Annotated in this window: 13 protein-coding genes; 11 read left to right on the top strand and 2 right to left on the bottom strand. The window is 63.8% G+C overall.

Translation table 11 applies throughout. The annotated features are described in order from the left end of the window. Nucleotides 1–74: 74 nt before the first annotated feature. Nucleotides 75–686, top strand: coding sequence for a DUF4823 domain-containing protein (locus SD196_RS18555; RefSeq protein ID WP_416310529.1), 612 nt, complete (start codon nt 75–77; stop codon nt 684–686). Further along, on the top strand, nt 683–1,261 hold the full coding sequence (locus tag SD196_RS18550; RefSeq protein WP_371229373.1) for a DUF1285 domain-containing protein: 579 nt from the start codon (nt 683–685) through the stop codon (nt 1,259–1,261). Before SD196_RS18555 ends, SD196_RS18550 begins: the two co-directional genes overlap by 4 nt. A gap of 118 nt (nt 1,262–1,379) precedes the next feature. Here the strand turns inward: SD196_RS18550 and SD196_RS18545 are convergent, their stop codons facing one another. Continuing rightward, nucleotides 1,380–3,035 carry an electron transfer flavoprotein-ubiquinone oxidoreductase gene (locus SD196_RS18545; protein WP_370599764.1) on the bottom strand — a complete coding sequence of 552 codons (1,656 nt, stop codon included), beginning with the start codon at nt 3,033–3,035 and terminating at the stop codon, nt 1,380–1,382. Nucleotides 3,036–3,381: 346 nt separating this feature from the next. Here SD196_RS18545 and SD196_RS18540 point away from each other — a divergent pair, with 346 nt between their 5' ends. The 3 genes from SD196_RS18540 (at nt 3,382) to fabV (ending at nt 6,472) form a co-directional block, all read left to right on the top strand. Further along, nucleotides 3,382–4,131 (top strand): electron transfer flavoprotein subunit beta/FixA family protein, encoded by a 750-nt coding sequence (locus SD196_RS18540; RefSeq protein WP_275611043.1) that lies wholly within the window; start codon nt 3,382–3,384, stop codon nt 4,129–4,131. Beyond that, a complete protein-coding gene (locus SD196_RS18535) occupies nt 4,131–5,060 on the top strand; it encodes an electron transfer flavoprotein subunit alpha/FixB family protein (RefSeq protein ID WP_371229369.1) in 930 nt (309 codons plus the stop codon). Before SD196_RS18540 ends, SD196_RS18535 begins: the two co-directional genes overlap by 1 nt. A 215-nt stretch (nt 5,061–5,275) precedes the next feature. Then, nucleotides 5,276–6,472, top strand: a complete 1,197-nt coding sequence (gene fabV, locus SD196_RS18530) for an enoyl-ACP reductase FabV (protein WP_275611045.1) — start codon at nt 5,276–5,278, stop codon at nt 6,470–6,472. A 74-nt stretch (nt 6,473–6,546) separates the two neighbouring features. Here the strand turns inward: fabV and SD196_RS18525 are convergent, their stop codons facing one another. Next, complete coding sequence (locus SD196_RS18525; RefSeq protein WP_343572830.1) at nt 6,547–7,497, bottom strand: alpha/beta hydrolase; 951 nt, start codon at nt 7,495–7,497, stop codon at nt 6,547–6,549. Nucleotides 7,498–7,594: 97 nt separating this feature from the next. On the opposite strand from SD196_RS18525, the gene SD196_RS18520 reads away from it, so the two are divergent. The 6 genes from SD196_RS18520 (at nt 7,595) to SD196_RS18495 (ending at nt 13,993) form a co-directional block, all read left to right on the top strand. Continuing rightward, nucleotides 7,595–8,422: a substrate-binding periplasmic protein gene (locus tag SD196_RS18520; RefSeq protein ID WP_371229363.1), complete on the top strand. Its 828-nt coding sequence runs from the start codon at nt 7,595–7,597 to the stop codon at nt 8,420–8,422. Between the two features lie 28 nt (nt 8,423–8,450). Beyond that, on the top strand, nt 8,451–8,795 hold the full coding sequence (locus SD196_RS18515) for a DUF4398 domain-containing protein (RefSeq protein ID WP_370601694.1): 345 nt from the start codon (nt 8,451–8,453) through the stop codon (nt 8,793–8,795). Next, the gene (locus SD196_RS18510) at nt 8,792–9,604 is read left to right on the top strand and encodes an OmpA family protein (RefSeq protein ID WP_275611048.1); all 813 of its coding nucleotides are present in this window, start codon (nt 8,792–8,794) and stop codon (nt 9,602–9,604) included. The genes SD196_RS18515 and SD196_RS18510 overlap by 4 nt, the downstream gene beginning before the upstream one ends. 156 nt (nt 9,605–9,760) lie before the next feature. Beyond that, nucleotides 9,761–10,396 carry a LuxR C-terminal-related transcriptional regulator gene (locus SD196_RS18505; RefSeq protein ID WP_371229359.1) on the top strand — a complete coding sequence of 212 codons (636 nt, stop codon included), beginning with the start codon at nt 9,761–9,763 and terminating at the stop codon, nt 10,394–10,396. A gap of 116 nt (nt 10,397–10,512) precedes the next feature. Next, a complete protein-coding gene (locus SD196_RS18500; protein WP_275611050.1) occupies nt 10,513–11,952 on the top strand; it encodes a PLP-dependent aminotransferase family protein in 1,440 nt (479 codons plus the stop codon). 310 nt (nt 11,953–12,262) lie between these two features. Continuing rightward, the gene (locus SD196_RS18495) at nt 12,263–13,993 is read left to right on the top strand and encodes a vWA domain-containing protein (RefSeq protein WP_416310528.1); all 1,731 of its coding nucleotides are present in this window, start codon (nt 12,263–12,265) and stop codon (nt 13,991–13,993) included.

Genomic DNA, 13,993 nt, shown 5'->3' with positions numbered 1-13,993 from the left:
TGCTTGCGGGTGGCGCGGAATCTGCATCCTGCGGTCGAGTGCCGGTTTCTCGACACCGGCCGTGGAGACAAGAGATGCGCACCCTTCTGGCGATCTTCGCCATGGCAGCCCTGGCAGGTTGCATGACGCCCAGCGACATGGCTGAACGCACCGGCTATTACGCGGGTGATGCCGGCTTCCTCGACCACAGCCAGACTCGTCGCACGGGGAACTGGCGCCTGCAGCCGGACTCGTTCATCTACATCGCCCAGGGGCCTTTCGTGCCGCCCGGTCATGCTTATGCGCAGCCGAACGTGGTGGCAGAGGAGGCGTTCAAGGGCTTCGTCGAGTATTTCCCGATGGTGCGGCGCGCCCAGGGGCCGTTGGGGCTTGAGGGGGCGATGCAGGAGGCGCGGGCGGTGGGCGCCAACTATCTGCTCTATACCCGCTTCGCCCGCGGGGAGGACAATGTCGGCAGCTACGAAGAGTATGAAGATACCGACAACGCCGTGGGACGCGACCGCAGCGTGATCCAGGTGATGCTGATCGAAACCGCCAACCGCTATCTGGTGGACAGTGCCACTATCCGCAGTCGTGGCGGTTTTTTGACATTCTATGATGCCAATCCCGACGACCTGATCGGGCCGCCGCTGGAAGAGTACGCCCGCAGCCTGCTGGGGGTGAGGACGCACGAGGAGTACCAATGACCGACCCCCTGACTAATCCGGAGCGTGCCGGCAACCTGCTGGCGCAGATTCCCGCCACCCAGGGCAAGGGGCTGCCGCCGGTGCACCTGTGGAACCCGGACTGCTGCGGCGACATCGACATGCGCATCGCCCGCGATGGCACTTGGTATTACCTGGGTACGCCGATCGGACGCAAGCCGATGGTGCGGTTGTTCTCCACCATCATCCGCCGCGATGGCGACGACTACTTCCTGGTCACGCCGGTGGAGAAGTGCGGGATCACGGTCGACGACGCGCCGTTCGTCGCAATCAGCCTGGTTGTAGAGGGGGAGGGGGAGCAGCAGGTGCTGCGCTTCACCACCAACGTCGAGGATGAAGTGGTGGCTGATGCTGCGCATCCGATTCGCGTGGAACTCGACCCGCAGACCCAGGAGCCGTCGCCCTACGTGCTGGTGCGGGTGAATCTGGAAGCGCTGATCCATCGCAACGTGTTCTATCAACTGGTCGAGCTGGCCGTCAGCCGCGAAATCGAGGGGCGGGAATGGCTGGGTGTATGGAGTTCGGGAGAGTTCTTCCCCATCGCTCCACAGCCGTGACTCCATAGTCTGAACGAGTCTGGTAGTTCTTTTTTGAGTCTGCTACACGCCCGCTGCCATGAGCATGAGGCCAAAAAAAGGCTCCCGAATGGGAGCCTTTTTCATTACCGCCAACGTATTACATGTTGGGGTAGTTCGGACCGCCGGTACCTTCCGGTGCCACCCAGGTGATGTTCTGGGCCGGGTCCTTGATGTCGCAGGTCTTGCAGTGTACGCAGTTCTGGGCGTTGATCTGGAAGCGCTTGCTGCCGTCGTCGTTGCTCACCACTTCGTACACGCCGGCCGGGCAGTAGCGCTGCGCGGGCTCGTCGTAGAGCGGCAGGTTCTTGCCAACCGGGACGCTCGGGTCGGTCAGGCGCAGGTGGATCGGCTGGTCTTCCTCATGGTTGGTGTTGGAGAGGAATACCGAGGACAGCTTGTCGAAGCTGATCTTGCCGTCCGGCTTGGGGTAATCGATCTTCGGCGCTTCGCTGGCCTTTTTCAGGGTGGCGTAGTCCGGAGTCGTATCGTGCAGGGTGAACGGAATCTTGCCGCCGAAGATGTTCTGGTCGATGAAGTTGAACGCACCGCCACCGATGGCGCCGAACTTGTGGATGGCCGCGCCGAAGTTGCGGCTGCGGAACAGCTCGTCGTACAGCCAGCTGCCCTTGAACGCATCGACGTAGTTGGTCAGCTCGTCGCCGCCTTCGCGGCCGGCGGCCAGGGCTTCTGCAACAGCGTCAGCGGCCAGCATGCCGGACTTCATGGCGGTGTGGCTGCCCTTGATCTTGGCGAAGTTCAGGGTGCCCAGGTCGCAACCGATCAGCGCGCCGCCCGGGAATACCATCTTCGGCAGCGAGTTCAGGCCGCCCTTGCAGATGGCGCGAGCGCCGTAGGCCACGCGCTTGCCGCCTTCCAGGTACTGCTTGATCACCGGGTGGTGCTTGTAACGCTGGAACTCGTCGAACGGCGACAGGTGCGGGTTGGTGTAGGACAGGTCGATGATCAGGCCGACCACCACCTGGTTGTTCTCCAGGTGATAGAGGAAGGAGCCACCCGGGTTCTCGTCGTTCAGCGGCCAGCCGGCGGTGTGCACCACCAGACCCTGCTCGTGCTTGGCCGGGTCGATGTCCCAGATTTCCTTGATGCCGATGCCGTAGTGCTGGGCGTCGGCTTCGCTGTCGAGCTTGTACTTCTTGATCAATTGCTTGCCGATGTGGCCACGGCAGCCTTCGGCGAACAGGGTGTACTTGGCGCGCAGTTCCATGCCGGGGGTGTAGTAACCCTCTTTCGGATTGCCTTCGCGGTCGACGCCCAGATCACCGGTGATGATGCCGCGCACCACGCCATTCTCGTCGATCAGCGCTTCCTGGGCGGCGAAGCCCGGGTAGATCTCGACGCCCAGGCCTTCGGCCTGCTGGGCCAGCCAGCGGCACAGGTTGCCCAGGGAGATGATGTAGTTGCCTTCGTTGTGCATGGTCTTGGGCACGAAGAAGTTCGGCACCTTGGCCGCCGCTTCCGGGCTCTTCAGCACATAGATGTCGTCACGCTTGACCGGGGTGTTCAGCGGCGCTTCGAGCTCTTTCCAGTTGGGGAACAGCTCGTTCAGCGCGCGGGGCTCGAACACGGCGCCGGAGAGGATGTGGGCGCCCACTTCGGAACCCTTCTCGACCACACAGACGCTGATTTCCTGACCGGCGTCGGCGGCCTTCTGCTTCAGTCGGCAAGCGGCGGACAGACCGGCAGGGCCGGCGCCGACGATGACGACGTCGAATTCCATAAATTCGCGTTCCACTATCGATCTCTCCTGAATCAAGGCTCTGGGCATATTTTGTAGGTATTGGGATGGGCGTGCCCCCACCCGGTAAGAGCGGGGCGCATTATAGCTAGACCTGTTGCTATATCTAAACCCCTTATCGAGCGCAATACAAACGTTTGTTTGAATCGCGCGTAACCCTGATAGAATCGGGGTCCGCGGCTTATGTAGGGGTATTTTCGCGTATTGACCCGCCAGGGCGATGCGGTCAAGATACCTGCGGTTTTGCGGTCGCGGTCTCGCTGGATGTAGTCGCAGATGGCGTGCACTACCAGCCAGGCCTGTCTGGCGACATTCCTATTCACCGGAGAATAACGAGGAATCCATGAAGGTTCTTGTAGCTGTCAAACGAGTGGTTGACTATAACGTCAAGGTCCGCGTCAAGGCGGACAACTCCGGCGTCGATCTCGCCAACGTCAAGATGTCCATGAACCCCTTCTGCGAAATCGCCGTGGAAGAAGCCGTTCGCCTGAAAGAGAAAGGCGTCGCCACCGAGATCGTTGCGGTCTCCGTCGGCCCGAACGCCGCCCAGGAGCAACTGCGCACCGCGCTGGCGCTGGGTGCCGATCGCGCCATCCTCGTCGAATCCAACGACGAACTGAATTCCCTGGCTGTCGCCAAGGCCCTGAAAGCCATTGTCGACAAAGAGCAGCCGCAGCTGGTCATCCTCGGCAAGCAGGCCATCGACAGCGACAACAACCAGACCGGCCAGATGCTGGCTGCGCTGTCCGGCTACGCCCAGGGCACCTTTGCGTCCAAGGTCGAAGTGGCTGGTGACAAGGTCAACGTCACCCGTGAAATCGACGGCGGCCTGCAGACCGTTGCCCTGAACCTGCCGGCGATCGTCACCACCGACCTGCGCCTGAACGAACCGCGCTATGCGTCGCTGCCGAACATCATGAAGGCGAAGAAGAAGCCGCTGGACGTGGTGACCCCGGACGCCCTGGGCGTTTCCACCGCTTCCACCGTGAAGACCGTGAAAGTCGAAGCTCCGGCTGCCCGTAGCGCTGGCATCAAGGTCAAGTCCGTTGCCGAACTGGTCGAGAAACTGAAGAACGAGGCGAAAGTAATCTGATGGCTATCCTGGTAATCGCTGAGCACAACAACGGCGCACTGGGCGCTGCCACCCTGAACACCGTCGCTGCTGCGCAGAAGATCGGTGGCGATATCGCCATCCTGGTCGCTGGCCAGAACGTCGGTGGTGTGGCCGAAGCCGCTGCCAAGATCGCTGGTGTTTCCAAGGTGCTGGTCGCCGACAACGCTGCCTATGCTCACCAACTGCCGGAGAACGTTGCTCCGCTGATCGCTGAGCTGGGTAAGGGCTACAGCCACGTGCTGGCCGCCGCGACCACCAATGGCAAGAACTTCCTGCCGCGCGTCGCCGCCCTGCTGGACGTCGACCAGATCTCCGAGATCATCGAAGTGGTCAGCGCCGACACCTTCAAGCGCCCGATCTACGCCGGTAACGCCATCGCTACCGTGCAGTCCTCGGCTGCCGTGAAGGTCATCACCGTACGTGGCACCGGTTTCGACGCCGCCGCTGCCGAAGGTGGTTCCGCTGCCGTTGAAGCCGTTTCCGGCCCGGCTGACGCCGGCAAGTCCGCCTTCGTGGGCGAAGAACTGGCCAAGTCCGACCGTCCGGAACTGACCGCTGCCAAGATCGTCGTTTCCGGCGGCCGCGGCATGGGCAATGGCGACAACTTCAAGATCCTCTACGCCCTGGCCGACAAGCTGGGCGCCGCTGTCGGTGCTTCCCGCGCCGCGGTCGACGCCGGCTTCGTGCCGAACGACATGCAGGTCGGCCAGACCGGCAAGATCGTTGCACCGCAGCTGTACATCGCGGTGGGCATCTCCGGTGCCATCCAGCACCTGGCGGGCATGAAGGATTCGAAAGTGATCGTTGCGATCAACAAGGACGAAGAGGCGCCGATCTTCCAGGTTGCCGACTACGGTCTGGTCGCCGACCTGTTCGAAGCCGTACCGGAGCTGGAAAAGGCCGTCTGAGCCCGATCCGCTTGCTGAAGGAACCCGCCCCACGTGGCGGGTTCTTTCATTTCAGGTCCTTGATTTCCCTGTAGAAAGGGATGATTCGCCGCGCGCATGACCCATTGGTCACGAATCTTCGCCGATAAGTCCCCGGACGAAGGTGTCTCATCTACAATGCGCGACGTCTCCAGTTCCTGAATGTGTTCAATCGACACTTGGCTACCGAGGTTTTCATGATCATCAAACCGCGCGTGCGTGGCTTCATCTGCGTCACTACCCACCCGACCGGCTGTGAAGCCAACGTCAAGGAACAGATCGAGTACGTCGAGGCGCACGGCCCCATCGCCAACGGTCCGAAGAAGGTCCTGGTGATCGGTTCCTCCACCGGCTATGGCCTGGCCGCGCGCATCAGCGCCGCCTTCGGCGCCGGCGCCGACACCCTGGGCGTGTTCTTCGAGCGTCCGGGCAGCGAAACCAAGGCGGGCACCGCCGGCTGGTACAACTCGGCTGCCTTCGAGAAGTTCGCCAAGGCCAAGGGCCTGTATGCGCGCAGCATCAACGGCGACGCCTTCTCCGACGAAGTGAAGAAGGTCACCATCGAAACCATCAAGCAGGACCTGGGCAAGGTCGACCTGGTGGTCTACAGTCTGGCCGCGCCGCGCCGTACCCATCCGAAGACCGGCGAGGTCTTCAACTCCGTGCTCAAGCCGGTCGGCAAGACCGTCAACTTCCGAGGTCTGGACACCGACAAGGAAGTGATCAAGGAAAGCGTGATGGAGCCGGCGACGCCCGAGGAAATCGCCAACACCGTAGCGGTGATGGGCGGTGAAGACTGGCAGATGTGGATGGACGCGCTGCAGGAAGCCGGTGTGCTGGCCGATGGCGTGAAAACCACCGCCTTCACCTACTTGGGCGAAGAGATCACCCACGACCTGTACTGGAACGGCTCCATCGGCGCCGCCAAGAAGGACCTGGACCAGAAGGTCCTGGGCATTCGCGAGAAGCTGGCCGCCACCGGCGGTGACGCCCGCGTTTCCGTGCTCAAGGCTGTGGTCACCCAGGCCAGTTCGGCTATCCCGATGATGCCGCTGTACCTGTCGCTGCTGTTCAAGGTGATGAAGGAGAAGGGCACTCACGAAGGTTGCATCGAGCAGGTCGACGGCCTGTTCCGCGACAGCCTGTACGGCGCCGAACCGCACCTGGACGCCGACGGCCGCCTGCGCGCCGACTACAAGGAACTGCAGCCGGATGTGCAGAACACCGTGAAGGACCTGTGGGACAAGGTGACCAACGAGAACCTGTACCAACTGACCGACTTTGCCGGCTACAAGACCGAGTTCCTGCGCCTGTTCGGCTTCGAGATCGCGGGTGTGGACTACGAGCAGGACGTCAATCCGGACGTGCAGATTCCCAATCTGATCCAGCTCTGAGGTCGAAGTCCTCGCGGACTTCCCGCTCAAACAGAAACGGCGCCTTGGGGCGCCGTTTCTGTTTTCCGTAACCTTCAGTTGGCCGCGGTGGCCGGTGCCTGACTCTGCTGGAGGAAGTCCAGGTACAGTCTGGCGGTTTCTTCCGGCCGTTCGATCATCGGCACATGGCCGCAATCGCGCAGGATGGCTACGCTGGGCTTTTTAAGCAGCGGTTTCATTACGTCGATGCTGGATACATCCAGCACCCGGTCGCGGTCACCCCACAGTAGCAGGGTGGGGGCGGTGATCTTCGGCAGTTCCGGCTCCAGTGGGATATAACGCTCGCGCAGTTGCTGGAAGACCTTGTTGTTGAAGGCGCTGCGCTCCAGCGAACGTTCTGCCAGGTAGTGCTCCAGCCGAGAGGGCATGGGCGGCCGCTGCACGAAGACGAAGTCGAGCAGGGCGGGGAAGTCGTCCACCGAGCGCAGCACCAGCGGGTTGTCCTCGCCCTTGAGCAGGCGCTGGAACAGTTCGCTCTGGCGGGGCGCCATGACCCCGGCGTTGTCGAACAGGCCGGCCGACAGCACGTTATTCGGGTGGCGTGCGGCGAGCAGCGCAGCGATGTGTCCGCCCATGGAGTTGCCGACTACGTGGTAGCGGCCGATGCCCAGTTCGCGCATGAAGTCCGCCAGGCGTTCGGCCTGGGTGCCGACGTCGTAGCTGATGTTCTCCGGGCGGCTGCTGTCGCCGAAGCCCGGCAGGTCGACGGCGATGACCTGGTAACGGTCGGTGAGGAAGCGGGCGAAGCGCAGCCAGTTGCTCTTGTCGGCGCCGAAACCGTGGACCAGCAGGATGGTCTGGGCCTTGTCCGGGCCGCCCTCGTAGTAGTGGATGTCGAGATTGTCCACCGTCAGGCTGCGTTCGCCCAGGCCCGCGCGGCTGCTCTCGGCGAACTGTGCGGTGGCCAGCAGCGTGGCGGGAACGGCATACAACACGCCCGCCGTGGCGGCGAGCAGCAGGACGAGGAACAGAAGGGCTTTCTTCATGAGAAGTCCTTATTACCAAATCGGGATGGTGTGCTTTACGCTAGCATTTTGCAGGTCTAAGCATGACCGTTCTTACTTCCGGTAAGCGAGATTAACGATGCTCCATTGCTCCACGATGCTGCGTGCAGCTCTTCTGCTGGCGACTTTCTCGGTGCCTCTGGCCGGCCTCGCCGCAGGTAAATGCGAGCGCCTGGTCGCCACCGGCAACCCGGAATATCCGCCGTACCTGTGGCGCGACCCGATGAAGCCCGAGCGCCTGATCGGCGCCAATGCCGACCTGCTGGAGCAGATCGGCAAGGCGATTGGCGTGGATATCCGGGTGATCTACACCGGCTCCTGGGCGCGGGCGCAGGAGGAAGCGCGGTTGGGGCGCGTCGATCTGATCGCCGGGGCCTTCCTGACTCCCGCACGGTTGGAAACCATGGATTACATCCATCCGGCCTTCCTCACCACCGACAGCGTGGTCTGGACGCGCAAGGACGCCACCTTACCCTATGCGCACTGGGAGGACCTGCGCGGGCTGAAGGGCGGCACCCTGGTGAATAACAGCTTCGGTGCCGATTTCGACAGCTTCGCCAAGCAGCAACTGACTCTGGAGGAGGTGCCCAGCCTGACCCAGGCCTTCCAGAAGCTGCTGCTCAAGCGTTCCGATTACGTGCTCTACGAGCACTATCCCGGCCTTGCGGTGGCCGCCAGCCTCGGCATGGTGGATGACCTGCAGCCGCTGGAACCGCCGGTCTCCAGCGAGGGTCTGTACCTGACACTGGCGCACAACTCCGCTTGCAACGACCCCTGGCTGCGCGGACAACTGGCGAAAAAAATGACAGAATTGACGGCCGCCGGAGTCCCGCAGCGCTTGCTGCAGGACAACCTGGCCCGCTGGAAGGGGCAGCAGTTGCAGCCGGCCAGCACTCCCACCCAGTAGGACAACAGATTTCGTGATCAATCGACGGATGATGGCCGCCGGTCTGGCTCTTTTTGCCCTGGCCGGTTGCACAACGAACGACCCGGCACCCACCGAGCAGATGCGCCTTACCGAACAGGCGCTGGAGCAGGCCAAGGCCGTGGGCGCGACGGATGACGTAGCCGAGCTGAAGCTCGCCGAGGACAAGTACCAGGCTGCCAAGGGCGCCCTGGCGGTGGAGTCGAACAAGAAGGCGCGGCAGCTTGCCGAGCAGGCCGAGCTCGATGCCCGCCTCGCCGAGGCCAAGGAGCTGACGCGCAAGAGCGCGGACCAGTTGGCCGAGCAGAGCAAGAGCATCAATCGCCTGCGTAAACAGTTGGGGGAAGCGCAATGACTTCACTGCAACTGTTGCGCTTCGTGGCGCTGGGCTCCGTGGTCGCGCTGGCGGGCTGCGCCAACAGCCAGTTGAGCGAGAAGTCCCTGGAGCAGGCGCGTACCCAGTTCCAGTCCGTGAAGGAAGATTCCGCGGTGCTGCGCAGCGCGCCCAAGGATGTCATCCGCGCCGGCGAATCGCTGGCGCGTGCCGAGCGTCTGTCCAACTACTGGGGCAGCAGCGACGACGTGCTGCAGTATTCCTATCTCAGCCAGCGTTACAGCGAGATTGCCCGCGAGCACAGCAACTACACGCTAAACCAGGAACGCCTGGCCAAGCAGCAGCTCGAACGCGAACGTCTGCAACTGGCCATGCGCGAGGCGCGCCTGGCCAACGTGCAGGAGCAGAACAAGTGGCTGGAACAGCAGATGGTCAGCCTGGCCACCAACGAAACCGAGCGCGGCCTGGTGCTGACCCTCGGCGACGTGCTGTTCGACAGTGGCGAGGCTGACCTCAAGCCCGCCGCCAACCGCACCGTGCTCAAGGTGGTGCAGTTCCTCCAGCTCAACCCGCGGCGGGTGATTCGCATCGAGGGCTATACCGACAGCGACGGCGATCGGCAGCAGAACCTGCAACTGTCCAAGGACCGCGCGCAGTCGGTGGCCGACGCCTTGTCCGACCTGGGCGTCGACGCCAAGCGTATCCAGGTGCAAGGCTACGGCGAGGCCTATCCGGTATCGGACAACGCCTCGTCGCTGGGGCGGGCGCAGAACCGCCGGGTCGAGATCGTCTTCTCCGACGAAAAGGGCCAGTTGGGCGCCGAGCGCTGAACACACCCGGTCACATGGCGTTGCAAATGAAGCCCTGGAGCTCCCCGCTCCGGGGCTTCTTGCATGGGGATCTCGAAATTATTCGAGGGTCGCGTTGGCGAAAATGAACCCGTGCGACTAATCCCCATGCTGGGGAGTCACCAGCGAGAGACGTAAATGCTGTCCGAAAAAAAGACCCTGAACGTGATCGTGGCGGATGCCCAACCGATGATTGGCTGGGGGCTGGAACATTATCTGGCCGAACACTGCGACGCTCAGGTGAACGCCTATGTCAGCGACACGGAGAGTCTGCTGACCGCATTGAGCGAAAGGACCGATACCGACCTGCTGATCATGGAGATGGCATTGCCGGGTGAGCGTGGGCGCGATGGCGTACACCTGATCGAATGGCTGCGCCGTCACTATCCCGGCGTGCAGATCCTGGTGTACTCGCTGCTCGGCGCACCGCTGATGGCGGCGTCGGTGGTGAAGTGCGGCGCGCTGGGCTATGTCTGCAAGCGCAGCGCCCTGGGCGTGCTCGCCGATGCAGTACAGCGCGTGCGTCGTGGCGACACCTTCATCGACCCGACCCTGCGCCAGCCGCGTCACACCGGTCGGCCGCTGAGCCCCACCGAGATGGACATCATCCGGCGCCTGGCCCACGGCGCCACCGTTGGCGAGATCGCCGAGCGCACCAACCGCAGCGTTTCGACCATCAGCACCCACAAGCGCAACGCCATGCAGAAGCTCGGCCTGACCAGTGACGCCCAACTGGTCGCCTTCGGCGTACTGGACTGGCTCGGCGAAGTCTGACGCGGCATGTAGCGCTGGTCAGCGGTAACTGTAACGCGCACAATCCCTGTCACTGTTCTGGAACAGTTGCGGCTTTTTAGCTACTGTTTCGGTCCAATGACCGAGGGATGGCCGTCATGTCCAATCTGCTTCTGTACCAGCGCATCGCCCAGCAACTGGCCGAAGACATCCGCCGTGGTGTCTACCAGCCGGGCGAGCGTGTGCCGTCCGTGCGCAAGCTGAGCACCCAGCTCAACGTCAGCCACGCCACGGTGTTGCAGGCCTATGCCACCCTCGAAGACCAAGGGCTGATCCGCGCGCGTCCGCAGTCCGGCTACTACGTGCACCGTACGCCGGCGCTGACCGCCTCGACCCCGGACATCGCCCGGGTCGAGCGCCCGGGCCTGGTCACCCGCAGCAGCATCATCAACCAGGTGCTCGCCGAGGCGCGCCGCGAAGGCGTGTTCCCGCTGGGCGCCGCGGTGCCGCACGTGGATTACCTCCCGGTCCGCGCGCTGCACCAGCAGTTGGCCAAGGTCACCCGCTTCTCCAGCCCGCGGGCCTTCAGCTACATGTTCAGCCCCGGCTACGAACCGCTACGCCGCCAGGTGGCGATCCGCATGCGCGATGCCGGCGTGGTGGTCGATCCGACCCAGGTGACCATCACCCATGGCTGCGTGGACGCGATCCACATGGCGCTGCGCGTGATGACCCGTCCGGGCGATCTGATAGCCACCGAGTCGCCGAGCTACTATGGCTTGCTGCAGCTGGCCGACATCCTCGGCCTCAAGGTCATCGAGATCCCCAGCGACCCGCTCACCGGGATCAGCTTGGAAGCGCTGCAACTGGCCGCCAACCAGTGGCCGATCAAGGCGCTGGTGCTGACCCCGCGCCTGAGCAACCCGCTGGGCGGCACCATCCCGGAAGATCGCCAGAAGCAGCTGCTCAAGCTCACCGCCGAGCACAACATCGGGGTGATCGAGGACGACATCTACGGCGAGCTGATGTTCGACCAGGGCCAGACCAAGGCGCTCAAGGCCCATGACCGCGACGGCCGGGTGGTGTACTGCTCGAGCTTCTCCAAGACCATTTCCCCCGGCGTGCGCATCGGCTGGATCATCACCGAGCGCTACCAGGAAGAAATCCGCCGCCTGCAGACCTTCACCACCCATTCGGCGTGCACCGTTACCCAGATGGGAGTGGCGGCCTACCTGGAGAACGGCGGCTACGACCGGCACCTGCGCTACATCCGCCAGGAGTACCGCAAGAACATGACCGCCTACCAGCTGGCGGTGCAGCAGTATTTCCCCGAAGGCACGCAGATGACCCGGCCCAAGGGCGGCTTCATCCTCTGGGTCAGCCTGCCGGCCAAGGTGAACACCAAGGAGCTGCACGTGCGCGCGCTGGAGCAGGGCATCAGCATCGCGCCGGGGCTGATCTTCAGTAACACCGAGCAGTTCAACAACTGCCTGCGGCTGACCTGCGGCATCCCGTGGGACCGCGAGGCGGAGCGGGCGATCATGACTCTCGGCATGCTGGCCTGCCAGCTGTGCCAGGAAGGGCTGATCGCAGCCTGATCGTTGATTACACCGGACGCTAATCCACTTGGGGCAGGGCGTACAACCGTTCGCGGTTGTACGCCGTTACACCATGACCGGCCGCCAATGCCAGGGCCGGGCCCTGAGCGCGAGGATGCCAAGGCCTGCCGGTGAGCACCCGTACCTGTAGGAGCGAGCTTGCTCGCGAATAGAGTTACCCGGCCATATCGATGCTGGGTTGTTCGCGAGCAGGCTCGCTCCTACGAAAAGCTCCGGTTCCACACTGCGTTAACCCGTTTCCCCGCGCGGCCTCGTCTGAGGAGTTGAATCCCTCCACGAGGCTGCCGCCATGTCGCTTCCCGTTCACTTCCTTCGCCCTGCCGCCCAGGGTTTCGCCATCGGTCTGCTGATCGCCGTCGCCGGCTGCGGTATTTCCCGCGAGGGCGAACCGAAGCAGAAAGCCGCTGCAAACGCCGACGCCATTCAGGTCGAGCCCACCATCAAGCCCGCGAGCCCACCGCCGCAGCTGGCGGAGAGTGCCAAGCTGGAGCGCTCCGTCGGCTATGTCGCACAGGCGCCTGTCGCGAGCATCGCCCCCGCTCCCATGGCCGACATGCAGCAGCCCGGCTACGTGGACGTGCCGCGCGAGCAGTACCAGAACCTGCCGGACAACCCGGTGCACGCCGTGGCCCAGGACCCGGTCTCCACCTTCAGCATCGACGTGGATACCGGCAGCTACGCCAACGTCCGTCGCATCCTCAACGAAGGTCGCCTGCCGCCCAAGGGCGCGGTGCGGCTGGAGGAGATGGTCAACTACTTCCCCTACGACTACGCGTTGCCCAGCGATGCCGCATCGCCCTTCGGCATCACCACCGAGCTTGCGCCCACGCCGTGGAACCCGAATACCCGCCTGCTGCGCGTCGGCATCAAGGCCTCGGACCGCAGCGTCGCCGCGCTGCCGCCGGCCAACCTGGTGTTCCTGGTGGACGTCTCCGGCTCCATGGACCGCCGCGAGGGCCTGCCGCTGGTGAAGAGCACCCTGAAGCTGCTGGTGGACCAGTTGCGCGACCAGGACAAGGTGTCGCTGGTGGTCTACGCCGGCGAGTCGCGGGTGGTGCTGGAGCCGACTTCCGGGCGCGACAAGGCGACCATTCGCAACGCCATCGAGCAGCTCCAGGCCGGTGGCGCCACAGCGGGCGCGTCGGGCATCGAACTGGCCTACCGGATGGCGCAGAAGGGCTACCTGGACAAGGGCATCAACCGCATCCTGCTGGCCACCGACGGCGACTTCAACGTCGGCATCAGCGACTTCGAGACTCTCAAGCAGATGGCCGCCGAAAAGCGCCGCAGCGGCGTTTCGTTGACCACCCTCGGCTACGGCGTGGACAACTACAACGAGCAGCTCATGGAGCAACTGGCCGACGCCGGCGACGGCAACTATGCCTACATCGACAACCTGCGCGAGGCGCGCAAGGTGCTGGTGGAGCAGCTCAGCTCGACCCTCGCGGTGGTGGCCAAGGACGTGAAGATCCAGCTGGAATTCAACCCCGCACAGGTCAGCGAATACCGTCTGCTCGGCTACGAGAACCGTGCACTCAAGCGTGAAGACTTCAGCAACGACAAGGTGGACGCCGGCGAGATCGGCGCCGGGCACACGGTCACCGCGCTCTACGAGATAGTCCCGGCGGGCGGCAAGGGCTGGCTGGAGCCGCTGCGCTACCAGAACGACGCGTCGAAGGGCGCTGCCAAGGGGGATGAGCTGGCCCTGCTGCGAGTGCGCTACAAGGGCCCGCAGGGCGGTGCCAGCCAGTTGATCGAGCGGCCGATCCGCGCCGCCGAGCAACGCGCGAACATTGCCCAGGCCAGCGATGACCTGCGCTTCGCCGCGGCGGTGGCGGCCTTCGCCCAGCAGTTGGAAGGTGGCCGCTACACCGGTGCCTTCGACATCGGCGATACTGTGCAACTGGCTCGCGCCGCGCGCGGCGAGGATCGCTTCGGCCTGCGCGGTGAGTTCGTCCAGCTCGCCGAGCTGGCGCAGAGCCTGCAGACCCCGGTACCCGAACAGGCACGGATCGAGTGA

The organism is Pseudomonas macauensis, assembly GCF_047902425.1.
GTDB lineage: Bacteria > Pseudomonadota > Gammaproteobacteria > Pseudomonadales > Pseudomonadaceae > Pseudomonas.
This window is presented reverse-complemented; position numbering and strand designations above follow the sequence as displayed.

Bases quoted from the DNA above. Each gene is read 5' to 3' on its own strand.
- SD196_RS18555 (WP_416310529.1), top strand. From the start codon at position 75: ATGCGCACCCTTCTGGCGATCTTCGCCATGGCAGCCCTGGCAGGTTGC.
- SD196_RS18550 (WP_371229373.1), top strand. From the start codon at position 683: ATGACCGACCCCCTGACTAATCCGGAGCGTGCCGGCAACCTGCTGGCG.
- SD196_RS18540 (WP_275611043.1), top strand. From the start codon at position 3,382: ATGAAGGTTCTTGTAGCTGTCAAACGAGTGGTTGACTATAACGTCAAG.
- SD196_RS18535 (WP_371229369.1), top strand. From the start codon at position 4,131: ATGGCTATCCTGGTAATCGCTGAGCACAACAACGGCGCACTGGGCGCT.
- fabV (WP_275611045.1), top strand. From the start codon at position 5,276: ATGATCATCAAACCGCGCGTGCGTGGCTTCATCTGCGTCACTACCCAC.
- SD196_RS18525 (WP_343572830.1), bottom strand. From the start codon at position 7,497: ATGAAGAAAGCCCTTCTGTTCCTCGTCCTGCTGCTCGCCGCCACGGCG.
- SD196_RS18520 (WP_371229363.1), top strand. From the start codon at position 7,595: ATGCTCCATTGCTCCACGATGCTGCGTGCAGCTCTTCTGCTGGCGACT.
- SD196_RS18515 (WP_370601694.1), top strand. From the start codon at position 8,451: ATGATGGCCGCCGGTCTGGCTCTTTTTGCCCTGGCCGGTTGCACAACG.
- SD196_RS18510 (WP_275611048.1), top strand. From the start codon at position 8,792: ATGACTTCACTGCAACTGTTGCGCTTCGTGGCGCTGGGCTCCGTGGTC.
- SD196_RS18505 (WP_371229359.1), top strand. From the start codon at position 9,761: ATGCTGTCCGAAAAAAAGACCCTGAACGTGATCGTGGCGGATGCCCAA.
- SD196_RS18500 (WP_275611050.1), top strand. From the start codon at position 10,513: ATGTCCAATCTGCTTCTGTACCAGCGCATCGCCCAGCAACTGGCCGAA.
- SD196_RS18495 (WP_416310528.1), top strand. From the start codon at position 12,263: ATGTCGCTTCCCGTTCACTTCCTTCGCCCTGCCGCCCAGGGTTTCGCC.